This window comes from Bacillus sp. FSL R5-0659, assembly GCF_038008785.1.
In the GTDB taxonomy this organism is placed as follows: domain Bacteria; phylum Bacillota; class Bacilli; order Bacillales; family Bacillaceae; genus Bacillus; species Bacillus safensis.
In genome coordinates this window covers 2417432-2444005 of the sequence record NZ_JBBOZU010000001.1, presented here as the reverse complement: position 1 = coordinate 2444005, position 26574 = coordinate 2417432, and the positions used below count along the sequence as shown (strand labels likewise).

Annotated in this window: 26 protein-coding genes, 2 pseudogenes and 1 other annotated feature; of the genes and pseudogenes, 26 read left to right on the top strand and 2 right to left on the bottom strand. The window is 39.4% G+C overall.

The genetic code is table 11. The annotated features are described in order from the left end of the window. Positions 1 to 80 precede the first annotated feature (80 nt). A complete protein-coding gene (locus tag NSQ72_RS12540; protein ID WP_251180566.1) occupies positions 81 to 1061 on the bottom strand; it encodes an SDR family oxidoreductase in 981 nt (326 codons plus the stop codon). A 179-nt stretch (positions 1062 to 1240) separates the two neighbouring features. Here NSQ72_RS12540 and NSQ72_RS12535 point away from each other — a divergent pair, with 179 nt between their 5' ends. The 17 genes and pseudogenes from NSQ72_RS12535 (at position 1241) to NSQ72_RS12455 (ending at position 14232) form a co-directional block, all read left to right on the top strand. Continuing rightward, positions 1241 to 1780 carry a site-specific integrase gene (locus tag NSQ72_RS12535; protein ID WP_251180565.1) on the top strand — a complete coding sequence of 180 codons (540 nt, stop codon included), beginning with the start codon at positions 1241 to 1243 and terminating at the stop codon, positions 1778 to 1780. Between the two features lie 221 nt (positions 1781 to 2001). Beyond that, complete coding sequence (locus NSQ72_RS12530; RefSeq protein WP_251180564.1) at positions 2002 to 2460, top strand: hypothetical protein; 459 nt, start codon at positions 2002 to 2004, stop codon at positions 2458 to 2460. A 138-nt stretch (positions 2461 to 2598) separates the two neighbouring features. Beyond that, positions 2599 to 2799, top strand: coding sequence for a hypothetical protein (locus NSQ72_RS12525; protein ID WP_251180563.1), 201 nt, complete (start codon positions 2599 to 2601; stop codon positions 2797 to 2799). Between the two features lie 211 nt (positions 2800 to 3010). After that, positions 3011 to 4180: a hypothetical protein gene (locus tag NSQ72_RS12520; protein WP_251180562.1), complete on the top strand. Its 1170-nt coding sequence runs from the start codon at positions 3011 to 3013 to the stop codon at positions 4178 to 4180. Positions 4181 to 4221: 41 nt separating this feature from the next. Further along, entirely contained in the window at positions 4222 to 4869 is a 648-nt protein-coding gene (locus NSQ72_RS12515; RefSeq protein ID WP_251180561.1) for a hypothetical protein, read from the top strand. A gap of 40 nt (positions 4870 to 4909) precedes the next feature. After that, complete coding sequence (locus NSQ72_RS12510) at positions 4910 to 5266, top strand: hypothetical protein (protein WP_251180560.1); 357 nt, start codon at positions 4910 to 4912, stop codon at positions 5264 to 5266. Then, positions 5256 to 5559 (top strand): annotated as a pseudogene (locus NSQ72_RS12505) (HNH endonuclease). The gene NSQ72_RS12510 and the pseudogene NSQ72_RS12505 overlap by 11 nt, the downstream one beginning before the upstream one ends. Before the next feature lie 433 nt (positions 5560 to 5992). Next, positions 5993 to 6454, top strand: coding sequence for a hypothetical protein (locus NSQ72_RS12500; RefSeq protein ID WP_075611730.1), 462 nt, complete (start codon positions 5993 to 5995; stop codon positions 6452 to 6454). Positions 6455 to 6473: 19 nt separating this feature from the next. Further along, complete coding sequence (locus NSQ72_RS12495; protein ID WP_144494540.1) at positions 6474 to 6875, top strand: DUF1878 family protein; 402 nt, start codon at positions 6474 to 6476, stop codon at positions 6873 to 6875. A gap of 326 nt (positions 6876 to 7201) precedes the next feature. Beyond that, positions 7202 to 7747, top strand: a pseudogene (locus NSQ72_RS12490) (DUF4241 domain-containing protein). A 213-nt stretch (positions 7748 to 7960) separates the two neighbouring features. Beyond that, positions 7961 to 9190: a Kelch repeat-containing protein gene (locus NSQ72_RS12485; RefSeq protein ID WP_251180559.1), complete on the top strand. Its 1230-nt coding sequence runs from the start codon at positions 7961 to 7963 to the stop codon at positions 9188 to 9190. 252 nt (positions 9191 to 9442) lie between these two features. Continuing rightward, a complete protein-coding gene (locus tag NSQ72_RS12480) occupies positions 9443 to 9592 on the top strand; it encodes a teichoic acid D-Ala incorporation-associated protein DltX (RefSeq protein ID WP_024427820.1) in 150 nt (49 codons plus the stop codon). Positions 9593 to 9606: 14 nt separating this feature from the next. Then, entirely contained in the window at positions 9607 to 11112 is a 1506-nt protein-coding gene (dltA, locus tag NSQ72_RS12475; RefSeq protein ID WP_341084157.1) for a D-alanine--poly(phosphoribitol) ligase subunit DltA, read from the top strand. Further along, positions 11109 to 12293, top strand: coding sequence for a D-alanyl-lipoteichoic acid biosynthesis protein DltB (gene dltB / locus NSQ72_RS12470; protein WP_039180449.1), 1185 nt, complete (start codon positions 11109 to 11111; stop codon positions 12291 to 12293). Before dltA ends, dltB begins: the two co-directional genes overlap by 4 nt. A gap of 21 nt (positions 12294 to 12314) precedes the next feature. Further along, the gene (dltC, locus tag NSQ72_RS12465) at positions 12315 to 12551 is read left to right on the top strand and encodes a D-alanine--poly(phosphoribitol) ligase subunit 2 (RefSeq protein WP_024423191.1); all 237 of its coding nucleotides are present in this window, start codon (positions 12315 to 12317) and stop codon (positions 12549 to 12551) included. Next, complete coding sequence (gene dltD / locus NSQ72_RS12460; protein ID WP_039180447.1) at positions 12551 to 13717, top strand: D-alanyl-lipoteichoic acid biosynthesis protein DltD; 1167 nt, start codon at positions 12551 to 12553, stop codon at positions 13715 to 13717. The genes dltC and dltD overlap by 1 nt, the downstream gene beginning before the upstream one ends. A 95-nt stretch (positions 13718 to 13812) precedes the next feature. Continuing rightward, positions 13813 to 14232 carry a YkvA family protein gene (locus NSQ72_RS12455; protein ID WP_034279788.1) on the top strand — a complete coding sequence of 140 codons (420 nt, stop codon included), beginning with the start codon at positions 13813 to 13815 and terminating at the stop codon, positions 14230 to 14232. Positions 14233 to 14463: 231 nt separating this feature from the next. On the opposite strand, the gene NSQ72_RS12450 is transcribed toward NSQ72_RS12455, so the two are convergent. Then, positions 14464 to 15507 carry a lactonase family protein gene (locus NSQ72_RS12450; protein ID WP_034279790.1) on the bottom strand — a complete coding sequence of 348 codons (1044 nt, stop codon included), beginning with the start codon at positions 15505 to 15507 and terminating at the stop codon, positions 14464 to 14466. 433 nt (positions 15508 to 15940) lie between these two features. Here NSQ72_RS12450 and ilvE point away from each other — a divergent pair, with 433 nt between their 5' ends. The 9 genes from ilvE to ddcA all read left to right on the top strand — a co-directional run bounded on the left by ilvE (position 15941) and on the right by ddcA (position 26377). Beyond that, positions 15941 to 16855 (top strand): branched-chain-amino-acid transaminase, encoded by a 915-nt coding sequence (gene ilvE / locus NSQ72_RS12445; protein WP_106025796.1) that lies wholly within the window; start codon positions 15941 to 15943, stop codon positions 16853 to 16855. A gap of 8 nt (positions 16856 to 16863) precedes the next feature. Further along, positions 16864 to 17110: a binding site (T-box leader), on the top strand. Positions 17111 to 17232: 122 nt separating this feature from the next. Continuing rightward, complete coding sequence (gene ilvB / locus NSQ72_RS12440; RefSeq protein WP_025092480.1) at positions 17233 to 18957, top strand: acetolactate synthase large subunit; 1725 nt, start codon at positions 17233 to 17235, stop codon at positions 18955 to 18957. Beyond that, positions 18954 to 19472, top strand: a complete 519-nt coding sequence (gene ilvN, locus NSQ72_RS12435) for an acetolactate synthase small subunit (RefSeq protein WP_007501584.1) — start codon at positions 18954 to 18956, stop codon at positions 19470 to 19472. Before ilvB ends, ilvN begins: the two co-directional genes overlap by 4 nt. 18 nt (positions 19473 to 19490) lie before the next feature. Further along, entirely contained in the window at positions 19491 to 20519 is a 1029-nt protein-coding gene (gene ilvC / locus NSQ72_RS12430) for a ketol-acid reductoisomerase (RefSeq protein WP_024423187.1), read from the top strand. After that, positions 20506 to 22059, top strand: a complete 1554-nt coding sequence (locus NSQ72_RS12425; protein WP_039180437.1) for a 2-isopropylmalate synthase — start codon at positions 20506 to 20508, stop codon at positions 22057 to 22059. Before ilvC ends, NSQ72_RS12425 begins: the two co-directional genes overlap by 14 nt. An 18-nt stretch (positions 22060 to 22077) precedes the next feature. Next, positions 22078 to 23175: a 3-isopropylmalate dehydrogenase gene (gene leuB, locus NSQ72_RS12420; RefSeq protein ID WP_064497856.1), complete on the top strand. Its 1098-nt coding sequence runs from the start codon at positions 22078 to 22080 to the stop codon at positions 23173 to 23175. A 40-nt stretch (positions 23176 to 23215) separates the two neighbouring features. Further along, positions 23216 to 24631 carry a 3-isopropylmalate dehydratase large subunit gene (leuC, locus tag NSQ72_RS12415; protein WP_039180431.1) on the top strand — a complete coding sequence of 472 codons (1416 nt, stop codon included), beginning with the start codon at positions 23216 to 23218 and terminating at the stop codon, positions 24629 to 24631. Positions 24632 to 24644: 13 nt separating this feature from the next. Further along, positions 24645 to 25244 carry a 3-isopropylmalate dehydratase small subunit gene (gene leuD, locus NSQ72_RS12410; RefSeq protein WP_047202464.1) on the top strand — a complete coding sequence of 200 codons (600 nt, stop codon included), beginning with the start codon at positions 24645 to 24647 and terminating at the stop codon, positions 25242 to 25244. Positions 25245 to 25369: 125 nt separating this feature from the next. After that, entirely contained in the window at positions 25370 to 26377 is a 1008-nt protein-coding gene (gene ddcA / locus NSQ72_RS12405; protein WP_064497857.1) for a DNA damage checkpoint antagonist DdcA, read from the top strand. Positions 26378 to 26574: the final 197 nt, after the last annotated feature.

The window sequence follows — 26574 nt, the reverse complement described above, 5'->3', positions numbered from 1 at the left end:
ACTTTTTTCATTGAATGATTCACAAGTAATAACTCTACTTCTGGATTAAATTCATATCTCAATCCAATGACCTCCTTATATTAGGAATGGGTGGATTCCCCGCCGTCAACATGCAGCACTTGACCTGTAACAAAACGTGAATCATCAGAAGCTAGATAAACAAATGTTGGTGCGAGTTCAAATGGATGGGCAACTCGTTCCATTGGGTTAAACGCTCCATATACAGCCACTTGGTCTGACGAGAAGCTTGCTGCAATAAGTGGCGTCCAGATTCGACCTGGAGCAACGGCGTTTACACGAATTCCTTGTTTTATAACATTTTTAGCCAAAGCACGTGTCCAACCAACAATTGCACCTTTTGTGGCTGTATAATCAATCATTTGTTGCTCACCTACATACGTTACGACTGAAGAAGTACCGATAATAGAACTGCCTGGTTTTAAGTAAGGAAGCGCTGCTCTGGTTGTGTAAAAATGTGAGTATATGTTGACTTTAAAGGTGTCATCGAATTGTTCGTCTGTAATGTCAAGAAGGCTTGGTTGTTGAAATTGGATACCAACGTGGTTACATAGAACGTCTAGACGCCCGAAGGTTTTTACTGTTTTCTCTACAATGGTGATACATTGCCTTTTATCTCGCAAGTCTCCTGGCATCAATAAACAACGTTGCCCGAGTTCTTCGATTCTTGCTTTTGTTCTATTAGCATCTTCGTGTTCATCTAAGTATGCAATCGCAACGTCAGCACTTTCCTTTGCGAAGGCAATGGCTACGGCTGCACCAATACCACTATCCCCTCCTGTAATAAGAGCAACTTTTCCCGCTAACTTACCACTCCCTTTGTAATTTGTATTTTCAATAATTGGAAGTGGTACCATTAAACCTTCTACACCAGGATGACGTAGTTGACGTTGTTCAGGTAAATTAATTGGGATTTCTTCATAGCGTGTGATTTTTCCGTAATTAGGGTACATGGGATAAGGCTGAGTTTTCATTTTCTCTAAAAACATCTGTTGCATTTGTTTGATTTGTTGCAACTTACGCTCATCAGATTCTTGTGTCATTGAATTCCCTCCAAATGTACTTATTCCCTTTTAATATCTATGTTGTTTACTGCTAATCCAAGTATTAATAATGAATAAACTTGTGAAGGAGTTATTTGAAGGGTTTCAGTAAGCTTTCATGAGTAGGTTGGTATTTCTAGATATTTGAACGCGTTCGAAAATAAGTAATATAATGTATTATGTCAACTATCACACTCTTTTCCTTAATCCTAGATCACTACATTAAAAAATATCTTAAAGAGCGGAACAAACGAAACCTGCTGCTTTTTGTGGCCAAAATCAATTTAGGCTTGAGAATATCTGATCTTCTTCAATTACGTGTCAAAGACGTTAAGAAACAATATGTGTCTTTGAGGGAGAAGAAGACAGGCAAAGAAAAAAGAATCAAGATAAACAAGACGCTTCGGAAAGCACTAGATCAATATATTAAAGATCATGATGATCAAGAGTATGTATTTAGAAGCAGGGAGGGGCTAAACAAACCTATCAGCCGCAGCAGTGCATACAATATATTGAGAGAGGCAGCGGAGTATGTGGGGCTTGATAGTATAGGAACTCATACGCTACGAAAAACGTTCGGCTACTGGCATTATAAGAAATTCAAGGACGTAGCCTTGCTGCAAGAAATATTCAACCACTCAAGTCCAGATATTACATTGAGATATATCGGGATCACACAGGACACAATGGATAGAACAATGGACGACTTTGGCTTATAGGCTCATCTGTTTAAATGGCAGGTGGGTCTTTTTTGCGCTCTTTTTCATCAACTAACCATAATGAGAAAATGTCCAACTCATTTTAAAGAATTGGCTGAAAAGCAAGAGGGACAAAGGATTCAACGATTCCCTGAGTTAGACACAATAATAGATATGGTTAATTGGTGGATTGTGTGGATAAATGTGGTATTATGAATTTAATCTAATGAGAGGATGGTTAAATGGATACAAAAAAGTTATTATCAGAACTAGAAGATGTAAGAGAAAAAGTAGATACTAATATTGAATCTATAAAAGAGTTGAGAAAAAAACAATTAAAAAAACTTAAGAGTAAAATTAAAGAGTTTGAAGAAATAATTAATTGGTATAAAACTAGTCAATTAAAATTTGCACATCCTAACTTTACTTTTAATACATCTCTTGGACCTGTATTAGGAATAGAGAGTGATACAAATCGTGTTTTTGTTTATGATCCTGGTTTCAAAAAAGTAACATTAATGAAACCAGGAGAGTCCTATATGGATTCAGAACCTTCTTCATGGAGCCACTTAATACTAGAAGGACAATTTGAAAATGCCATGAATGGCATAAATTTTTTGTTAGAAATGCAGTCTGTCATTCTTGAAAAGACAGAAAATGATATCTCTATACTTACAGAACAGTTGAACAATTTTAAGTGAATTAAACATTGTGCATAGCTTTATGTCTTCAGTTTTTGAGAGGAGTGGCTTCTGAGAGCGCTCCCTTTTTTCGATAAAGTTAGTAAATAGAATACAATTCACCACATTTCTCGGTTTAAAGATAGGGAGTGAACTATATTGAAAAAATTCCGAGTTGTTTTTACTTTTGATAAAGAAAACACAAGAACTCTAACAGTGAAAGCTGAGAGCAAAGAAAAACTTTTAAGCGATATTACTTCTGATAGAGGTTGGTTTGAGCATTTTGATAAATATTTGGAAGTAGATTATCTTATTCAATTAAATAATGTCACTGATGTTAGTGTGAAAAAAATGAAATAAGCATTTTGTTAGCTGCTTATTTTATGGCATGATAATGGCACACTTTTGGCACGATCTTGGCAAAGCATTTTGTCTGAGAACGGTTATGATGGTATTAGGTGATAATTTGAAAGCGGCTTCCACTGTGGAGGTCGCTTTTCGTTCGACAAAATTTGCATGCGATTAAATAAAATTGTTTAAACTCCGAAATATATTTTAGGAGGGGAACAATTTGTTTATCATTAGTGGTTTATGGAATTTCATAACTGAATTTTTTGTTGAGTACCCAGAGCCTTTTGCTCTAATTTCGGCTTCGTTAATAGCTTTACTCGGTGTGTATCTTTCTATTAAAAACTCTTCTAAGAATAATCGAAAAAGTATGATTATCAGCACAATAACTAAAGAGAGAGCAGAATGGCTTAATAGGTTGAGAAATGCATTTGCTGAATTTAATGGTTGTATTTATCAGATAATGCGTTTGAAAACTAAAATCCCTGCAAATGAAATATACAAATCTGATGAATTTAGTGAAATAGTTGCTACTATGCAAAAGACCCAAAGTTATATCCAATTATTATTAAATCCTAGAGAGAAACCACATCAAATTTTATTTGAACGTATGGAAATATGTATTGAACAACTTACTTCTACACCTACTAAGTATGAATTTTTTGATACATTTAAACAGTTTGAGTATGTTCAACAAGTGATCTTAAAAGCAGAATGGAAAAGAATTAATAAAGAGGCAGGAGGTAAAAAAGTAAATATAGAATTTATTTACAGGGATGTTTCGATAGACATAAATTCAGAATCAGCAAAAAAAATACTAAATTATCCTAGTCAAACATCAGAAGGAGTTACTAAAGTGATCCTTAAATTCTTGAAATGCAAAAAAAAGGTAAAAGAGCAAAAAAAGTTTTATCAAATAGATAATGTGCTAGAATATCTTGAAAGTTTTGGATGTCCTTATGAAAAACGGGCAAATTTTCAGGATCATATAGATTTCAAACAAAGAATTAAAGCGGTCAAACTCACAAGAGTTCAAATAGAACAGCTTATAAAAATTTTAGATTATAATTTAGATATTTTAAAAGAAGATTCTAAGTTTACTCCAATCCTTTATTCTATAATTTTTACGGTAATGACCTGTGGAACAAATTTAATGATAAGAGAACCTAAGGTGCCTTTATTTTCAGTATTTTTGATTCTTTTATTGATGCAAGCCGTCTTATGGTTTGGATGGTATCATAACACAGAAAGAAGACGGAAGAAATCGTTTAAATTTCGTATTTATAGAGGGTTGTTAGAGGAAGTCATTTTGGAACAATCTAGCGAAGAAAACAGCAAAAAAAACAAAGTTAAAAAAAGTAAATTTTCTTTATTTGAAAAACTTTTTAGATAGATTTGATTACTTGTTTGTTGGTAAGATTGGAGATTGATAGAGTGAGCTTTGAAACAAAGTATTTAATAAGATGGGGCATACCTGGATGGATGTTAATTTTTTGGATTGGGACCTACTTTGCAATCACTGATTATGCATATATATCAGCCCACATAAATTTAAATGAGTTTGGAAAATTAATAGGAGTTTTCATTTCTTTAAGTATATTTGGAGTGGTAGTGGGTTATATAATTCATCATTTATACTTTGTAGCGAATTGGATATTTAATAAAAATAGGATTTTTGATAATGCAATTAAGCAGGTGGAGGATTTTCCCGAACCTGCAAATTGGAAAGATAACAATATGAACGATTATTTTTATTTTGAAGTTTTATGGCACGAAAGTTTATTAAAACTTAAAGAAGATAAAAGAAACTATATCGTTGAAAGGTATAGGTATCTGCTATCGACAATTCATGCTTTGGGTACTGTGTTGGTAAGTCATTGTTTAGCTGTCGGGTTTATAGTGATAGCATCACTGTTTAAGTATGGTAAGTTGTATTATCCGCTACCAGTAATGATTATGTTAGTTATCCAACTTGTAATAGTGTTTATTGCGGTATCAAGTTTCAAATACTACTCGGCAAACTTAAATTATTTTCAAGGTAGTTTTTTAGACAAGATACATAATAAGAAAATAAAGATGTAGCATCCTTCGGGGTGCTTTTTATTTTGGGGAGGGACACAACGTGGACAACTCACTCAGGGAATTAATTATTAACACAGCAATTGGACACGCAATAAGGACAGACCAATTGTATAACGGTCTTAAAGCCCTTAATAAAAGGGGATGCAAATGGGCGGATGGGGAGATCATCAGGGGGTTAGGGATGCTTGGGTCTTATGGTGTGAGGGATAGGCAAGCTATATACAGTCTCCTACATGTCAGCCAGATTCTGACCTATGAAGCAGCTCGATCCTATCTAGCATCATATCAACGGGAGTACAGGGAGTTTAATGCTGTACAGAAAGTGGGGCATCTACATGCCTTTGTTTTGTTTGCGATGATAGATGAGAGGAGAGCTGGTGAATCCAATGCCACCTAAACCGTTGAGGGAGTGTAAGGTGCGAGGGTGCAGAGAGTTAACAAGCGATGGTTATTGTCCTACTCATGCTGATGGTAAGCAGCAGGAATCGAAGTATTACAACAATCATGTTCAAGATAAACAAACAGACAAGACAACTTGTTCTAATGCGAGACAATTACCTTTGTCAAAGCCGTTTAAAACAAGATTGTGTCGTCCCTGCTGTCATGGTTCATCACATAGTGGAGCTAAAACAGGATTGGAACAAACGATTAGATTTAAATAATCTTGAAAGCATGTGTAATAGTTATTGAAACAAAGAGCAGATAAAATAAATCCATGAAAGTTAATGTATCAAAAATATAAGTAATAACAGACATATATCACAGCTACATCTAAAATATACTGATGTGTAACAAAAAGTACTTCCATAATGGAAGGACTTTTTGTTGATTTAACATGATCGATTTTAGCACCTTTCTTGTATGTTACAAGGTAAACGAAATGAAACCGGTTGTTGATCACACATAAAACCTTATGAGAGAGATAAAAAGTAGTAAGAATAATAGATTATTAAATTTAACAAAAAGAGACATAAAGATTATTTTTTGTTAAATAAATAAGGATTTAAATACCAATTTTATTCAAAAATAAGAAAAAGTGTATAAAAAAATTCCTGTATTTGTTAATGTTCTTTATAGGCCAATAAACTCTTGCGGATGCATCTGCTTTTAAGGAGAATTTTAAATGAAAAAACAAATTATTGCAGGAACACTAGCATTGACTACTTTATTTTCAATTGTAGCCCCAGTTTCTACGTATGCAGCAGAGAACAAAAAAGAAAAAAATCTAGTTAAAGTTGAATTGCAGAGTACCGTTCTACAAAACGCTACAGTTCAAAACGAATTAACGAATAAAATTAATAATACTGTAGTAAATGATCCTACACTAAGTACAAAAGGTTTGAAAAAAGACGCTTTAGTCTATGCATTAAGGAATGGCGGCAAACTTCTAGGAGACCTTCTGGAAATTTTGAGTAAGAAAAATGCAGATTACGTTAAAAAGTACTCCAAACAAATTGCCGATTTTCTTGACAGTGTTACAAACAGTATTGAAGCAAGATTAATTGATTTCCTGATCTTTGAATTGGGGATACCAGCATCTTCTGCAAGAACAATTGCTTGGGCAATTATGTTCATTATTGCATAATTAACAAAGGAGTGACACGATGAATTTAGAAAGAGAGATAGAACTCCTCAAGTATCAAAATTATTTACTTAAGACAATCATTGACGGAGATGACCATCCATTTTTCATGTTTGCTTTGGATCATAATTTAAGGAAAGAGCAAGTAGATGCTGTCGTTGAAATTTTGGGGATTTTCTCTAATCGTTTAAATGGAGAAGAAGAGTCTCTAGAAATCAAGAAAGCATCCACAAATGAAAAATTGAAAGCGGTTGGGATTTCTGTTGAAGAAGCGTTGAAAAATGAAGTGCCAACAAGACAAGAATTTGATCATTATAAGGAGAAAATATTTTCTTCTGATATCGAAACCAAATACTTATTAATGAGCCTTCAAAGACAGCATATTCAGCCAACTGTATGTGAGTTCTTATTGAAAAATAATTAATTGCCAGCCCCTTCGCTTGATGAAGGGGCTTTTTTACTGAAAAGCTGGAGAGAATTTGAGGGATTTTTGTTTTATGGAACTTTTAAAGCTTCACAAACTGCCGTTTATAAAAACGACAGCTCTCTTAAAAAGGGAATCATATCTCTTTTTTAAATATTCTTCTTCCTCAATTAAAAAAACTAAAGTGTATAGTAGAAGGTAATCAGAAAAACAATGAAAGGAATGATCTCTTTTATAATATCAAACCAAAACACCTATTATATGAAAATGGAGAAACAACAAGCAGCCCTGAAGGTGATCAATAATTTGCTAAACAGCTAGGCCATATCGAGATCACGAGCGGGCATATCGTTGCCTGTGATCCTTTTGATTCAGAAGGTGATCAATCTTTTACGAGGAAAGTTACTCTAGGGAAATATTCCATTTTACTTGTAGTAAAACGATTAGAAAGCGGTGACGAACGCGTCGCCTATGCAATGATCAAGTTTACAAACGAGCAAGCAATAGAATGGGAGCTTGCCACAAGAGCAGGGCAGGAACTCAATCAGTTGAAAGAAGACGAGTTATTCGGCTACGGTGTGAATACGGGAATGGGTTGTTTCATGGATGCGGAAGCAGCAATATATTTATAAGCTTATGAGGATAAACGATATAAAGAGGACAATGATTTCTATCTTTATGAGGAATTTGCAGAAGCGCTTGAACAAAACTACAAGCACACATGGGACTGGCTCGTCACCCGTTTTTATGACAAGGTGGACATTGCCATGTTTACAACAGTCATCAGTGACGGGATGTATCCAAGCTTTTGGGGGCTAGATCAAAAAGGGAAACCTGCTTACCTTGTGACGGATTTTCTTATCATGAAATGACGAGAAACCCATGAAATCATGGGTTTTTATTGTTCTTTGATTATAGACTTAGGCATTTTTTGATTAAACCTATTATTTTAAGCGACTCTATAGTAAGTCACTTTTCCGATGCTTTTTTCTATTAATTTCTCTTTAAAAAATTCAATGATTCTATAAAAATAAAAAAACGCTCCGATAATGAAGAAGTAAGATAATGAAAAGGGAGTGTTATTTTTGAAAAAATGGATCGTCATGATGTTACTAGTAATCCTTTCATTCACGCAGTCAGTTCAAATGGTACATGCAGCTAAGGATGAATGGAATCAATTAGCTGATTTGCCAACAGCAAGAGTGGGAGCTGTAGCTAATGCTGTAGATGGGAAAATTTATGTAATTGGTGGGTTTAATGCCGACAAAGAAACGTTAGAATATGATCCATCTGTAAACAAATGGACTAAAAAGAAAGATATACCTACTGGAAGAGGAGGAGCAGCATCAGTAGTAGTAGGTTCAAAAATATATGTCCTTGCTGGAAAACATACGGGTTTTACTTATAATAAGTTCGAAGTGTATGATACAAAAAAAGATGAATGGGAAACACTACCTGATATTCCCTTTGTTAGCAAATCAAAAGGCTCATATAACGTTCAAGCGGGTGTTATTGGAAATAAAATTTATGTACTAGGCGGTAAAGAATTTTTTAGTTATGATTTAACCAGTCAAACATGGAAAGAAGAAGCTCCTCTAAATGTAAAAACAGAGGGTGCGACAGGTTTAGTTTTAAAAGAGAAGTTTTATATAATTGGACAGAACGATAATCGCCAAGTTTTTGAGTATGACACAAACAAAGGAGTTTGGTCATTTAAGAAAAGAAATCTTTCAGGTTATTTAACTGGCGTTACTTATAAAGGGAATATGGTATTTCCTGCCTCTTCAACTAGAAAATTAAATATTTATGATGCTAATAAAGAAGAAATTATAGGTGTAGATGTACCTTATCACAATCCTCGTATAGGTGCTTCATCTGTCATTATTGACGATACTTTATACGTTATTGGCGGTCGAGATTATAATCTGAATTATACAGAGATTGCAGATCAAAACTACAAATCTGTCATCTCTTTATCTTTAAAAGACCTGCAATTTCCAAACAACACTGAAACCGAACCACCTGGTGACAAAGACACAGAACCAACAACACCTCCTAAAGACGATGCAACAAATGAAGACGGCGATGCACTACTCATCATCACAATGGTCAATGGCTTACAGAAAGAGTATGACCTTTCAATGAAAGAAGTCAACGCCTTCCTATCCTGGTACAAAAAACGTGATGCAGGAGAAGGACCAGGTTTTTATGAAATTGACGAGCATGACAATAACAAAGGTCCATTTGAAAGTAAAAAGGATTATGTAGTGTTTAAAAACATTCTCATGTTCGAAGTCAATAAATATAAGAAGTAATTGAAATCAAAGCCATCTAATCAAACTAGGTGGCTTTTGAGTTAGCTCGACAGCTTTCAGCAATTTTAAGGCAAATTTAAGCTCGGATTTTATTTCAAATGTATTAAATCTTTGTTACAATAAGACAGCTTTGCTCAAAAGAGACATTCCAAGGTTCGACATTTTTTTAGCAATTCTTAAAAATTTTATGGTTTGATATGAAACTCTTTTGATGATCCATGCGTCTCTATAAGTGTCAAAAGAAAAGAGGTTATCAATATGCTATTCAAGAAGCTATCAGAAAATAAGTCTGTAAAATGGATAGGATATACAAGCTTTTACTTACTTATTTTGCTATTATTGTTCTTTATTTACGGATTCCACACAGCAAATACGGGATCATTCATTTACAACGATTTTTAATTGGAGATTAAACTATGAAACTATTACACACGATTCATGAATACCAGCAAACGAAACCAACACAGCCAGCATTTGTTTCTCAACAGACGTCGATCACATATGATGAGCTTTGGCATTTATCAGACCAAATGGCTGGTGCGATCGATGCGGTCGCAGCTGGCAGTGAACCTGTCATTGTCTACGGTCATATGGAGCCAGAGATGCTGATTTCTTTCTTAGGCAGTGTGAAATCAGGCAGACCTTATATTCCGGTCGATATCTCAATACCTGTTGAGCGCATCGTCTCAATCATTGAAAGCTCAAAAGCCAGTCTATTGATATGTGCAAATGAGCAGAATGTATTAGATGTAGAAGAGCACATTGAAGTGAAAAGTGCGGCATCGCTTTTAGCACTTGAAAAAGAAGCACCGCCATCCACGCAGTGGGTTCAACAAGATGATGTTTTCTACATTATTTATACGTCTGGCAGTACCGGAAAACCGAAAGGCGTTCAGGTAACAGCCAATAATTTAGAAAGCTTTACAGAGTGGATGTGCCGCGACTTCCCAATTGGTGAGGGACGCACATTCTTAAATCAAGCACCATTTTCTTTTGACTTATCAGTGATGGATCTCTATCCAGCGCTTCAATCAGGCGGCACGCTTTACTGTTTAGTAAAAGATCTTGTCAATAAGCCAAAGGATATGTTTGCAGCACTTGGTCAATCTGACGTTGAAGTGTGGACATCAACACCATCCTTTGTGCAAATGTGCTTAATGGACCCTTCCTTTACAGGAGAGCTTTTACCAGAGCTGAAAGTTTTCTTGTTCTGCGGTGAGGCGCTTCCTGTAGCTGTAGCAAGTGCACTTCTGGAGCGTTTTCCAAAGGCGCAGGTCTTTAATACGTATGGTCCAACTGAAGCAACTGTTGCGATCACATCGATTGAAGTCACGCAGGAGATTCTTGATCAGCACGATTCTTTACCAGTCGGCTATGCCAAACCTGATACAGATATCGTCATTTTAGATGAAGAAGGCAAGACACTTTCTGATGGTGAGAAAGGCGAAATTGTCATCGTGGGGCCAAGCGTCACGAGAGGCTACTTAGGTGAACAAGCCTTAACGGATAAAGTGTTCTTTGAATACGAAGGACGCCCTGCTTACCGCACAGGTGACGCAGGTGTGGCGCAGGATGGATTAATTACGTGCCACGGTCGTCTCGACTATCAAATTAAGCTTCATGGATACCGGATGGAGCTTGAAGAAATTGAATATCATGTAAGCGAGACAACCTATGTCAATGCTTGTGTGATTGTGCCATTCCAGCCAAACGGTCATGTCGAGTACTTGATTGCAGCGATTGTTCCAGCAGCTCATTCATTTGAAAAAGAGTATCAGCTGACAAGTGCGATTAAGAAAGAAATGGCGGATTCACTGCCAGCGTACATGATTCCAAGAAAGTTTGTCTATCTTGAGCAGCTTTACATGACGCCAAACGGGAAGGTTGACCGTAAGAGAATCGCGAAAGAGGTTCTTCTATGATTCCGTTTAGTTCATTCTTTTTCTTCATTCTAATTGGTATTCTTCTTTTGCCGACGATCATTCTTGGTCTTCGCGGCAAAAGAATGCAGGGCTACAACATGTTTGCAACGGTTGTGGCACTCGCGCTTATTTTCTCAAAGGATGCACATGGCGCACTGCTGCTCTTCTTGTTCACGGTGTGGCAAGTCTTAATCATTCGCCTGTACCTTGCATACCGGTTAAAGGCGAATCAGGCATCCGTTTTCTATGCAGCAGTGGTGGCATCAATTTTGCCGCTTGTGCTGTCAAAGGTATTACCGTTCTTTTTAACTCATCACCCGCACCAACCGGCGCCAATTAACTGGTTGAGCTTTTTGGGGATCTCGTACTTAACATTTAAAGGTGTTCAGTTAATTATCGAGACAAGAGACGGCTTGATTAAGAAGAAAATTCCGATTCATCGTTTGGTCTATTTCATTGTCTTTTTCCCGACGATTTCATCAGGTCCGATTGACCGTTACCGCCGATTTGAAAAAGATATGGATACACCGCCTGAAAAGGAAGCATACAGTGATCTTCTGTATTCCGGTATTCATAAAATTTTCATTGGCTTCTTATATAAGTTCATTATTGGTTATCTGATTCACACGTATATTCTGATGAATATTCATCACATTAGCAGCAGTCACTTTGTTCAGCAGTTAACGTATATGTATGCTTACAGCATGTATTTGTTCTTTGACTTTGCTGGATATACAGCATTTGCTGTAGGTGTGAGTTATATTATGGGCATTAAATCGCCAGAGAACTTTAATAAACCGTTTATCAGCCGCAATATTAAAGACTTCTGGAATCGCTGGCACATGTCCCTGTCCTTCTGGTTCAGAGACTACGTGTTTATGAGATTTGTGTTCTTTATGACCAAAAAGAAGTGGATCAAGAACCGTATGGCTGTATCAAATATCGGGTACTTTGTCCTCTTTCTATTGATGGGTGCTTGGCATGGTCTTGCCCTTCAATATATTATTTACGGACTATATCATGCAGTTGTCATGTCCGGTTACAATTTATTTGAGAAATGGAATAAAAAGCACAAGTGGTGGCCGGATAATAAGGTCACAATGGTTGTGTCTATCATTATTACATTCCATGTGATTTGTTTCGGATTTTATATTTTTTCAGGAAAACCATTTCATCATTAATCATTAAGGGAGTAGAAAATTATGGAATTTAAAAATCAAGTATACGGTATTATTGCAGAGGTTTGTCAGGATGACGTTGTGAAAGAAAATCCAGAGATTGCGATTTTTGAAGAAGGTCTTCTTGATTCATTTGGTACAGTAGAACTGCTTATGGCAATTGAAAGTCAACTTGGAATCACTGTTCCGATTACAGAATTCGATCGTGATGTGTGGGATACGCCGAATCATATTGCTGAGCAGCTGGCAGAGATGAAGTAATGAAAAAGCGTTTTTTTGGGCCGCTTATTTTAGCGGCTGTTCTATTCATTGGTGTTCTTCTTGTACCAAATGCATGGCTCTCACACCTGATCCCAAAAGACAAATTACAAAAGTCAGCCACAGAATTAGATCCAGGGATGTTTCAAGGGCTTTATTTACAAGATGAAATGCTAAAAGATCCAACTTATTTGCCGATCTATGGTTCTTCTGAACTATCACGTTTTGATCCATATCACCCTTCGAATTTCTTTCATGAGAATCCTCAAGGGTTTACACCTTATCTTATTGGAAAAGGTGGATCGCAATCATTAATTCATGCGATGAACTTTGCAGCGCATATGGATGAATTAAAAGGGAAGAAGCTTGTATTTATCGTGTCCCCGCAGTGGTTTGTGAAATGGGGATCTGACGAGAATCACTTTGCACCTAACTATTCAGCGCTTCAAGCGCTGAATCTCGCCTATAATAAAGAAATTGATCCAACTGTGAAAAAAGAGCTGATCAAAAGAATCATGAAGTTTAAAGCAGTCAAAAACGACATGGTGATTACAGAGCTTTTTAAAGCAGAGCTATCTGGAAACAAGTTCGCTTATGGCGCGATTTCTCCTATTGCGAAAATGTATTATGGTATGCTTCAAAAGAAAGACATGTACTATACGATTGGATCGGGGCATGAGCGCAAGCTTCAACCGTCTCCTTCAGTCAAAGGAAAAACATGGGCTGAGCTTGAAAAAGAAGCGAGCATTTTTGGTGCGGAAAGAGCAGGGGACAACCCGTTTTATATTAATCAAAAACTGTTTGACCGCAAACTGAAACCGATCATGAAGAAGATGAAGGATTCCCGTGAAGGTCATTCTTATGCCGAATCACCAGAATATAAAGATTTTCAAATCATGCTGGATATTTTAAAACAGGCAGGGGCAAAGCCTTTGTTTGTAACGATTCCTGTCAACGGAAAGTGGTATGATTACACTGGTTTTCCGAAAGAAGGCCGTACAGGTTATTATGAAAAAATCAATCGTCAAATTCGAGATAATGGGTATGAAGTCGCAGATTTGACTAAGCATGAGTACGATCCATATTTCTTTAAAGATACGATTCATGTGTCTTATAAAGGATGGGTGTACATCGATAAGGCAATTGAAAAGTTTTACAAAGAGCAGTAGAATGCAGCAGCTTTCTGCTGCTTTTTGTTTGTCGAATCAGCGGATATCTTGTATAACTGAGGGAAAAGGGCTATGCTGTAGATGGAGGCGATATGATGAATCGTTCTGAGAAAAAAGAACTATTAAAGCGTTCGAAGAAGCATTTTAATGATCATGCCTTTTGGGAAAAGCTAAAAAAGACGGCACAAAAAGCTGGTGTCTCTCTTGTCTATGCTGTGCTATTACTTTACTATACATTGCAAAAACCCGAAGTGCCTGTCAAAGCAAAGACCTTGATTATTGGAGCACTCGGCTACTTTATCCTTCCACTTGACCTCATTCCGGATACATTGATTGGTGTCGGCTATACAGATGATTTAGGAGCCATTACATTTGCTCTGCTTCAAGTAGCAATGTACATTGATGATGATGTGAAAGGAAAAGCAAAAGACAGGCTGTCAAAATGGTTCGGCGAAAAAACCGATACGTCTTTGATTGATCAAAAGCTTGAGGATGGCGGTATGCCGTCTGCATAAAGAAAAGCCTCCGTTATTAGAGGCTTTAGCGTGTAGACAAACCCTCGCATTCGTTGTCAGGTCTGCGCTCCAGTGCTCACGAATGTTTCAATTCGCTCCGCTCCGGTGCTCGTCCTTCCTAGACTGCAAAGGTTTTCTATCACGCTGAAAAGAAGACAAAGGGCTAAAATGATTTTCATTTTAGCCCTTTGTCAACAATCTGAAGCCTCCGTTATTGGAGGCTTTTTTCTTTTATCCTAAAAATTTCACGCAAACTGGATGAGGGACGGTAATGTCTGATTGTAAAACAGTGAGTCGTCCCGTTTCTTTGTCGCGTTTGTATAACACGAGATTGCTAGATTCTTGGTTTGAACCGACGAGGAATTCTTCTGTTGGATCAAGCACAAAATCTCTAGGCCAGTTTCCTTCAGAAGAAGCAATCTCGACTAGGCTTAATTGGCCGTCATCGTCTGCTTTAAAAATCGCAATGCTGTCATGACCGCGATTTCCTGCATAAACAAATTGGCCGTCTGAAGAGACATGAATAGCACTGCCTTGATTGTTCTCTGTAAAATCGCTTGGAATGGTCGCGATTGTTTGAATCTCTTCAAAATGACCATCTTCAAAGTAACGAAGCACAATGACCTCTGAGCTTAGCTCTGTCATAACATATGCCACAGGTTTCGTTGGGTGGAATGTGATATGACGAGGTCCGCTGCCTGGTTTTGTTTCAAATGTATGAGCAAGCTCAAGTTTGCCGTCTTCTTTCTTATACGTATAAATTCCATCTGTTCCAAGGTCAACTGCCACAGCAAATTGTTCATCTGGCGTGAGACCCATAAAGTGGGTGTGTGGCTTTTCCTGACGATCTTCGTTAGGGCCAGTTCCTTCATGCTGCGCCTGTGAGAGCGTGCGGATCACTGAGCCATTTTCAGCATCGATCTCATACATCTCTGCTGTCCCTTTATGATAGTTTGCTGTATACGCCGTTTTCGTTTGACTGTCCACGCTGACGTGACAAGGAGAAGCTCCATCGGCAAGCTCTTGGTTGATGAAGTGAAGTCTGCCTGTTGTTGAATCAATTTGATACGCAGCAAGGCCGCCCTGTGATCCTTTTTTCACAACAGCATAAACAAACTTTTGATCCTCTGACACGGTTAAATATGTAGGATTTTCAAGCTCAGCAGCGACTTCTACTTGCTCAATCTGCTGCTTGTCCGTATTTAATGTAAACGTATAAACGCCTTTACTGTCTCCCTTTGTATACGTACCGATATAACCTCTGATGTTAGCCATGTATTGCCCTCCTTCTATTAGATGCTCTCATTCTATCATAAATTCATAGGAAAACGCTTTAGAAAGGCATGCCAAAAGAAAAAACAAAGTCATTGAAATCTCACAATATTCATCAAAAATCATGTGAAAAAATATCACAAAAGTTTTCTCAAAAGAAAAGCGTTCATGTAAAGTAAATAAATTGAAGAAAAAATACAAAAAATTTTAAGTTTTTTCATTCCTTGTCTAGCAAAGGTGTAAGCGTATACATTTAATTTTGATTAGTCTAAATTGTCTAATAATTTTAAAAATGCTGTTGACACTGTATGGAAAGCGGCGTAAGATGGGTTCAACAAAAGCTAAACAAACACGCAGTGCAAGCGATTGACACTTCAAAATAAAGTGTCTGAAAATTCAACTACTTTTTGTTTGAAAGAGAGGGTGCTCACTGAAAATGGAAGACCAAAAGGAACAGTGGATCTTTTTGAACGATGAACTCGTGAAAAAAGAGGATGCGAAAATTTCAGTTTACGATCATGGCTTTTTATATGGCGACGGTGTTTTCGAAGGGATTCGCGTGTATAACGGAAATATCTTTCGAATGAAAGAACATTTAGACCGCCTGTATGATTCCGCCAGATCCATTATGCTGAACATTCCATATTCACTTGAGGAACTCACGGAAAAAATGATTCAAACAGTTGAAAGGAACGGCCTAAAGGATGCCTATATCCGCCTTGTTGTCTCAAGAGGAGCGGGTGATCTTGGATTAGATCCTAACAACTGCGGGAGAGCCAACACAGTGATCATTGTAGAGCCGCTTGCCATTTTTCCAAAGCACCTATATGAAACGGGTATTGACATTGTGACGGTTCCAACAAGACGAAATCGTCCAGATGTCCTTAGCCCAAAAGTGAAATCATTAAATTATTTGAATAACATTCTTGTCCGAATCGAAGCCCATATGGCCGGTGTGAGTGAAGCGCTGATGCTGAACGATCAAGGGTACGTGGCGGAAGGTTCTGCAGACAACGTGTTTATTTATAAAAAAGGCAAGCTTTATACACCGCCAGGTTATATCGGCGCACTCGAAGGCATCACAAGAAATGCCATCATGGAAATTGCAGAAGACTTAGGCTACGAAGTGAAAGAAGAACCTTTCACAAGACATGATGTGTATACAGCAGAAGAAGTATTTCTAACAGGAACCGCAGCCGAAGTCATCGCCGTTGTAAAAGTTGACGGCCGTACAATCGGTGAAGGGAAACCTGGGTTCCACACAAACAAACTTCTTGAACAATTCCGTAAGCGAGTAGTTGAAGAAGGAGAAAAAGTCGTTTTTACAGATGAAAACATTCATGCAAGTTAAATAGATATCGATAAACGTTGAAGAGGACTAGTAGCTTTAGAGTCAGTATCTACAGAGAGCCGGTGCTAGCTGGAAACCGGTGTTACTTTCTAAAGTGAACTCACCTCTGAGTGTCTGTTTGAAATGATAGTAGGGCAGGCCGAGTGACATTGCTCACTCGTTACCAAAATGGACGAAAGATGTCCATGAGACGGCAGCAAGGTTTGCCGTGAACAAGGGTGGTACCGCGAAAAACAAAGCTTTTTCGCCCCTTTGACCTAGTGAAAAGTAGTGTCATTGTGGGGTGAGAAGGCTTTTTTATATGGTCTCATATCTCTATCTTGAATGGAAAAGGGTGAAAGGACTTGACTGAAGCAAGACAAAGAGGAGGAAATCAAATGGGGACAAATGTACAAATGGAGACGGAAAAATCAAAAGCGCCACAAACGATGAACGGTGCACTCATGTTAATTGAAGCACTCAAAAGAGAAAAAGTAGAAGTCATTTTCGGCTATCCAGGCGGAGCAGTTTTGCCAATCTACGATAAAATTTACGATTCTGGTTTATTTCATGTCCTGCCAAGACATGAGCAGGGAGCGATTCACGCAGCAGAAGGATACGCAAGAGTATCTGGTAAACCAGGTGTTGTCATTGCAACATCAGGGCCTGGAGCGACAAATCTTGTGACAGGAATTGCAGATGCGATGATTGATTCACTTCCCTTAGTTGTATTCACAGGGCAGGTGGCAACGTCAGTCATTGGATCGGATGCTTTCCAAGAAGCAGATGTACTCGGCATCACAATGCCAATTACAAAGCACAGCTACCAGGTAAGAAATCCAGAGGAGTTACCTGGTGTTATTAAAGAGGCATTCCATATCGCAACAACAGGCAGACCTGGCCCAGTCTTGATTGATATTCCAAAAGATGTCGCAGGCATTGAAGGAACCTTTGAATATGACCAGCCAATTGATTTACCTGGTTATCAGCCAAAAGTAGAGCCGAACTATTTGCAAATTCGCAAATTAGTAGAAGCTGTCAGCAGAGCGAAAAAACCAGTCATTCTAGCAGGAGCCGGCGTTCTTCATGGCAAAGCATCTGAAGAATTAAGACAGTATGTAGAGCAGCAGCAAATCCCAGTCGCTCATACATTGCTTGGACTTGGCGGATTCCCGGCAAAGCACCCTCTTTTCCTAGGGATGGCAGGTATGCATGGCACATATGCAGCGAACATGGCTCTTCATCAATGTGACCTGCTCATTTCAATCGGAGCAAGATTTGATGACAGGGTAACAGGCAACCTCAATCATTTTGCAAAACATGCGAAGGTCGCTCATATTGACATCGACCCAGCGGAAATTGGCAAGAACATTCATACCCATATCCCGGTTGTTGGAGACAGTAAGCTCGTTCTTGAAGAGCTGATCAAGCAAGACGGGAAGCAAGGGGAATCAGACGAATGGAAAAATCAATTAGATCAGTGGAAGGAAGAATATCCACTCTGGTACGTTGAAAACGAAGCTGAAGGTTTTAAACCTCAAAAGCTGATTGAATACATTCATCAATTCACAAAAGGTGAAGCCATTGTCGCAACTGATGTCGGACAGCATCAAATGTGGGCGGCACAGTTCTATCCATTTGAAAATGCAGATAAGTGGGTCACATCTGGAGGACTTGGCACAATGGGCTTCGGATTACCAGCAGCCATTGGCGCTCAGCTAGCTGATCAAGAGGCAACCGTTGTAGCGATTTTAGGAGACGGAGGTTTCCAAATGACCCTGCAAGAACTTGCCGTTATCCGTGAGCTGAACCTTCCAGTCAAAGTGATTGTACTCAATAATCACAGCCTTGGAATGGTAAGACAATGGCAAGAAATTTTCTACGAAGAACGCTACTCACATTCTAAATTTTCAGAGCAGCCAGACTTCGTAAAATTATCTGAAGCTTATGGCATTAAAGGAATCAGAATCTCATCAGACGAAGAGGCGAAAGAAAAACTCGAAGAAGCCTTAACCTCTAGAGAGCCTGTTTTCATCGATGTCAATGTAGCGAGAGATGAAAAAGTATTCCCGATGGTAGCACCGGGGAAAGGACTTCATGAGATGGTGGGGGTGAAACCTTGAAAAGAATTATTGTGTTGACTGTATTAAATCGATCAGGCGTACTGAACAGAATCACAGGCCTCTTTACCAAAAGACATTACAACATTGAAAGCATTACGGTCGGCCATTCTGAGATTCAAGATGTATCACGCATCACGTTCGTCGTCCATGTAGACCAAGAGAAAGACATCGAACAGCTGACAAAACAGCTGAACAAACAAATCGATGTTCTGAAAGTAACAGACATTACAAACCAATCAATCGTTCAGCGAGAGCTGGCTTTGATAAAAGTCGTATCTGCACCAGCATCTAGAATGGAGATCACGGGGGTCATTGAACCTTTTAGAGCTTCTATTGTAGATGTGAGCAGAGAGAGTGTCGTCATTCAGGTGACAGGTGAGTCTTCAAAAATTGAAGCACTCATTGAATTACTTAAGCCATACGGCATTAAAGAAGTCGCCAGAACTGGCACCACGGCCTTTGCGAGAGATAATCAGCAAAAGCCGCAAACAAATAAAACAATTTCAATTGTCTAAACAAAAGGAGAGAGTCAAATGGTAAAAGTATATTATAACGGTGATATTCAAGAAAACGTATTAAATGGTCAAAAGGTAGCAATCATTGGTTACGGTTCACAAGGTCATGCACATGCATTGAACTTAAAAGAAAGCGGCGTAGATGTGATCGTCGGCGTGAGAAAAGGCGGATCTTATACAAAAGCACAAGAAGACGGCCATCAAGTATTCACAGTAAAAGAAGCAGCAGCACAAGCAGACGTCGTCATGGTACTACTTCCAGATGAGCAGCAAAAGAAAGTATATGATGAAGAAATCAAAGATCAATTAGAAGCTGGAAACTCACTTGTATTCGCACACGGATTTAACGTTCACTTCCATCAAATTGTTCCTCCAAGTGACGTAGATGTGTATCTTGTAGCTCCAAAAGGTCCAGGACATCTTGTGAGAAGAACATATGAGCAAGGCGCTGGTGTACCTGCCCTATTTGCTATCTATCAAGATGTATCTGGTCAAGCGAAAGACAAAGCACTTGCTTATGCGAAAGCGATCGGCGGAGCAAGAGCGGGCGTTCTTGAAACAACATTTAAAGAAGAAACAGAAACGGATCTTTTCGGTGAGCAGGCAGTTCTTTGTGGAGGTCTTACTTCACTAGTAAAAGCAGGATTCGAAACGTTAACAGAAGCTGGTTATCAGCCAGAGCTTGCATATTTCGAGTGTCTACATGAACTTAAATTAATCGTTGACCTTATGTATGAAGAAGGATTAGAAGGCATGAGATATTCAATCTCTGATACAGCACAATGGGGTGACTTCGTATCAGGACCACGCGTTGTAGATGCAAAAGTAAAAGAATCGATGAAAGCTGTTTTGACTGATATCCAAAACGGAACTTTTGCAAAAGAATGGATCGTTGAAAACCAAGTGAATCGTCCACGTTTCAATGCAATCAATGCAAATGAAAATGAGCACCAAATTGAAATCGTTGGTAGAAAGCTTCGTGAAATGATGCCTTTCGTTAAACAAGGAAAGAAAAAGGAAGCGGTGAGCGTCGGTGCGGAAAATTAATTTTTTTGACACAACACTTCGAGATGGAGAGCAATCACCAGGAGTGAACTTAAATGCACAAGAAAAGCTAATTATTGCAAAGCAGCTTGAGCGCCTTGGGGTTAATATCATTGAAGCGGGTTTTCCCGCTTCATCCCGAGGGGATTTCTTAGGCGTACAAGAAATAGCAAGAACGATTAAAAACTGTTCTGTTGCTGGTCTTGCACGATGTGTGAAAGGTGACATTGATGCTGCATGGGAAGCATTAAAAGATGGAGTGGAGCCAAGGCTTCATGTCTTTATTGCTACTTCTGACATTCACCTGAAGCATAAACTAAAGAAAACACGTGAAGAAGTCGTAGAACAGGCTGTCGCAATGGTGAAATATGCGAAAGAACGTTTTCCAGTTGTCCAATGGTCAGCAGAAGATGCGTGCCGTACAGATCTTGCTTTCTTGGCAGAAATTGTAGAAAAGGTCATTGACGCTGGGGCGAGTGTCATTAACTTGCCAGATACAGTTGGATACCTAGCGCCAAAAGAGTACGGGAATATCTTTAAATATATGAAGGAACACGTTCCAAATATCGACCGCGTTAACTTGTCCGCTCACTGTCACGATGATCTAGGAATGGCTGTGGCAAACTCACTTGCTGCCATTGAAAATGGAGCAGATCAAATTGAAACGGCTGTCAACGGAATTGGCGAGCGCGCTGGAAATGCCGCGTTAGAAGAAATTGCAGTAGCTCTTCATATTCGAAAAGACTTTTACCAGGTCGAATCAACGATTCAATTGAATGAAATTAAGCGTACAAGTGATGTAGTGAGCAAATACTCAGGAATGATTGTGCCGCGTAATAAAGCAGTCGTTGGAAACAACGCTTTTGCACATGAATCAGGTATTCACCAAGATGGTTTCCTCAAAGAAAAAACAACCTATGAAATTATTTCTCCAGAGCTTGTCGGTGTGACAACAGATGTGCTTGTCCTTGGAAAACACTCCGGAAGACACGCGTTTAAAGACCGCATGAAAACACTAGGCTTTAAACTAACGGAAGACGAAATCAATAAATTCTTTGAGACTTTCAAGAACTTGACAGAGAAGAAGAAAGAAATTACAGATGATGATTTGATCTCTATTATATTAGAAGAAAAAGTAGCAGATCGAAAAATTGGCTACGAATTTGAAAGTCTGCAAGTGCATTATGGAACAGAACAAATGCCAACAGCAACAGTTTCTCTGAAAAACCAAGAAACACAGGCAGTCATTCAAGAAGCAGCTACAGGTGCAGGCAGTGTAGAAGCTGTGTACAACACGCTTGAGCGCTGTATGGAAGAAAGAATTCATTTGCTGGACTACCGCATTCAATCAAATGGAAAAGGCAGAGATGCACTAGCAGAAGTATATGTCACTGTTTCAATAGAAGGAAAAGAAACAGCAGGACGTGGTGTAGCGCAAGATGTGCTTGAAGCATCGGCGAAAGCTTACGTCAATGCAGTGAACAGACATTTAATCTTCAAATCAAATCTAATTGAAATTGAGAAACATCACGCGATCTCATAGGAAAGGAGGAAGGTTCTCATGAAAAAGAAAATTGCACTTTTGCCCGGCGATGGAATCGGACCGGAAGTCGTGACATCTGCAGTCGCTGTCCTTCAAGAGACAGCGGCTCAATTTCAGCACGAATTCGAATTTGAAACTGCGCTCATTGGCGGTATCGCAATAGATGAAAAAAACAACCCGCTTCCAAAGGAAACAGTAGATGTATGCAAAAGCGCTGATGCGATTTTATTAGGAGCAGTCGGCGGACCAAAGTGGGATCAAAACCCGCCAGAGCTTCGTCCGGAAAAAGGCTTGCTCGCCATTCGTAAACAGCTGGACTTATTTGCTAACATCCGCCCTGTAAAGGTGTTCGATAGCTTAAGCGAGGCATCTCCGTTAAAACAGGATCACATTAACGGAGTCGATTTCGTCATCGTTCGTGAATTAACAGGCGGCCTCTATTTTGGTGAACCAAGCGAACGCTATACAGATGATGAAGGAAAAGAAGCTGCCGTTGATACGCTCCTTTATACAAAGGAAGAAATTGTCCGCGTATTAAAAGAAGCGTTCGATATGGCCTTAACGAGACGGAAAAAAGTGACGTCTGTGGATAAAGCGAATGTTCTTGCTTCTAGTAAACTATGGCGTGAAGCAGTAGAGGAAGTTGCTTCTCAATATCCAGAAGTTGAATTTGAGCATATGCTAGTCGACAATGCAGCCATGCAGCTGATTTACAAGCCCGCTCAATTTGATGTCATTGTGACTGAGAATATGTTCGGCGACATTTTAAGTGACGAAGCTTCGATGATTACTGGATCACTCGGCATGCTGCCATCTGCTAGTTTATCAAGCACAGGCCTTCATTTATATGAGCCAATTCATGGTTCAGCACCCGATATTGCGGGGCAAAACGTTGCAAACCCTCTGGCAACCATTTTATCAGCAGCAAGCTTGCTTAGAACATCCTTTGCATTAGAAGAAGAAGCGGCTGCAATAGAAGACGCTGTGGAAGCTGTTCTTGCCTCTGGCAAACGAACAAAAGATTTAGCAGCAAAAGAGGGAACATATCAAACGACTGAAGAAATCACTAATGCGGTTGTAGACGCACTCAAGCAGCGCGTGCAAACCATTGTATAAATAGAATCTTGTGGAATTAGATAGAGGGAGGAAAAGGGTTATGCCTCGAACAATCATCGAAAAAATATGGGATCAGCATATAGTCAAAAGCGGCGAGGGGAAACCAGACCTTTTATATATTGATCTGCACTTGGTGCATGAAGTGACATCACCTCAAGCATTTGAAGGATTAAGACAAAAAGGGCGTAAGGTGAGAAGACCTCAAAACACGTTTGCGACGATGGATCACAACATCCCAACTGTGAATCGATTTGTGATTAAAGATGAGATTGCTAAAAAGCAAGTGAGTGCCTTAGAGCGCAACTGTGCGGAATTTGGCGTTCGTCTTGCTGATCTCCACAGTGTTGACCAGGGAATCGTCCATGTCGTTGGACCGGAGCTTGGATTGACACTTCCGGGGAAAACAATCGTTTGTGGAGATAGTCATACATCAACTCACGGCGCGTTTGGCGCACTTGCCTTTGGGATCGGTACAAGTGAGGTTGAACATGTACTTTCTACACAAACACTTTGGCAGCAGCGTCCGAAAACGCTAGAAATTAGAGTAGACGGAAAGCTTCAAAAAGGGGTAACCGCCAAAGATGTCATTTTAGCCGTCATTGGTGCACACGGCGTGAAGTTCGGTTCAGGTTATGTCATTGAATACACTGGGGAAGTATTCAGAAACATGACGATGGATGAGCGGATGACTGTTTGTAATATGTCGATTGAAGCAGGTGCGAGAGCAGGATTGATTGCACCTGATGAAGTCACCTTCGAATATTGCCGCGGCCGCAAATATGCACCGCAGGGCGAGGATTTCGAAGCAGCTATTAAAGAATGGGAAGAACTTAGAACAGATCCAGGTGCAACCTACGATAAAACCATTGTGTTAGATGGAAATAAGATTTCACCAATGGTTACGTGGGGAATTAACCCAGGAATGGTACTGCCTGTGGATGCATCAATTCCAGGACCTGAGGACTTTGCACAAGAAGATGATCAAAAAGAAGCGATTCGTGCTTACGAATACATGGGAGTCCATCCGCATCAGCGTATAGAAGATATTACGATTGAGCATGTCTTTATCGGCTCATGTACGAACTCAAGAATGACTGATTTACGCCAAGCCGCTTCTATGATTGAAGGACAAAAAGTAGCAGATCATGTCAGAGCGATTGTGGTGCCTGGCTCTCAAAGTGTCAAATTGCAAGCAGAAAAAGAAGGTCTTCATGAAATCTTCCTTGAAGCAGGATTTGAATGGAGAGAATCAGGCTGCAGTATGTGCCTTAGTATGAATAACGATGTGGTACCGGAGGGCGAACGCTGCGCGTCCACATCAAACCGTAACTTTGAAGGGCGTCAAGGGAAGGGTGCGAGAACGCATCTTGTCAGCCCGGCAATGGCTGCAATGGCTGCGATACATGGCCGATTTGTCGATGTCAGGAAGTTTAATCAAGAGAAAACAGTCGTGTAAGGAGTTGTCATAGATGGAGCCTTTAGTCACTCATAAAGGGAAAGCCGCTGTGCTTAACCGTATCAATGTAGATACAGATCAAATTATTCCGAAGCAATTTTTAAAAAGAATCGAACGAACAGGATATGGCCGCTTTGCCTTTTTCGACTGGCGTTATTTAGCCGATGGCAGCCCAAATCCAGATTTCGAACTGAATCAGCCGATCTATGAAGGAGCATCGATTTTGATCGCAGGAGAAAACTTTGGCTGCGGATCATCTAGGGAACATGCTCCTTGGGCGCTTGATGATTATGGCTTTAAAATTGTCATCGCACCATCATTCGCAGATATATTTCATCAAAACTGCTTTAAAAATGGGATGCTTCCGATTCGCCTTGATTATGATGTGTGGAAAACCTTCGCAGCATCATATGAGAACAAAGGGTATGAGATGACGGTTGATCTTGAAAAACAGCAGATAGAAGATCACGAAGGGAATATCACCCCTTTTCAAGTCGACCCTCACTGGAGAGAAATGCTCCTAAATGGTTATGATGAGATTTCATTAACATTACTACTAGAAGATGACATTCAAGCATTTGAAGAAAAGCGTAGCAACTGGCTGCGCGCTTAAGCAACGAGAAGCTGTCCGCCCGAGGTGTGACGGCTTCTTTTTTGCATGAAAACCTCTCGTTACTTGTGTTTACTAATCTTCGTTGGTAAACTGATAAAAAATATGCGCCCGAAAGGAACGTAAGCATGAAGCATGACAAGAAGAAAGATAATGTCATTTTGTTTCCTGGTCTGAAAGAAAGACTGATTGAAAAAGGAATGGCAGCATTAAAAGATAAACAGTATCAAGAGGCGCTTCACTTGTTTTCAGAAGCAAAATCGTATGATGACGATGAAGAATCCGATATTCACCTCGGAATGGCAATTTGTTTTCTGGAGCTGGGTGAGCTGCAGGATGCAAAGCGTGTTTGTGAAAAAATGCTGCATGAAGGATATGGCCACTATTTCACTGTGCTCCAAGTGTATATGACGATCTTAATTCAGCTGAAAGAATATGAAGAAGTTAAACAGACAATTGAGGCTGTGCTCGAGGAAAACCATCTTCCGGCAGAAAGCGCGGAGCATTTTTACAAGCTGCTCGAATTTAGTAGAAAAATGATTGAATCACCTGAAGAGATTTTAAATGAAGATGAGGACGCCGGAAGTGAGGTCAACATAGATGACATGCTGAAGCGGCCGGAAGAACAGGTTCAGTTCATCCATTCATTGAAAGACCGGAATATTAAACCGCATATGGGTCTATTAAATACAATCTTACAAAATCCTGATGGGAACCCTTTGGTCAAATCAATGATCCTGCAGCTTCTGGCAGATCATGATGTGGCAAAGCCGGTTCATGTGACAAAATTCGGTGATTCTTTAACACTTATTCCTTCTGAGGCTGTAAAGCCAGAGCAGATGCCGCTTCTTCAGCAAGTCCTTCGTATGCTCGATGACACGCTCGGCAATGAGAACCCAACCCTTTACCAAGGCGTGGAAGAGCTATGGCGCCGGCACTTATTTGTGCTGTATCCATTTCTTCCTAAGTACACAGATCCGAGTCTTTGGGCAGCGGCACTTCATAAAGTCGGCTATGAAATGCATGGGATCGAGATTGAACTCGAAGAATTGCATCTATTGTATGAATTTAACGAACGAGAGCTGAGAGAAGCTTGCACAATGCTGAAAGATATTGAAGAAATTTCTTATTTGTAATTTGTCGATTTAGTTGAAAGACGGACTTGTTATGTTATAATATAATGGTTGTATTTGTGCATATATAGTGCAGTTGTCAGATTCCAACGGTTGAAAGACGATATGTATAATCAAGTCAAATGTTGTATACATAATGCAAGCTTCTTAGCGGAGTGCGTGGTTTTTGATTGGACGAAGTCTTTATGATGCTTTAGAAT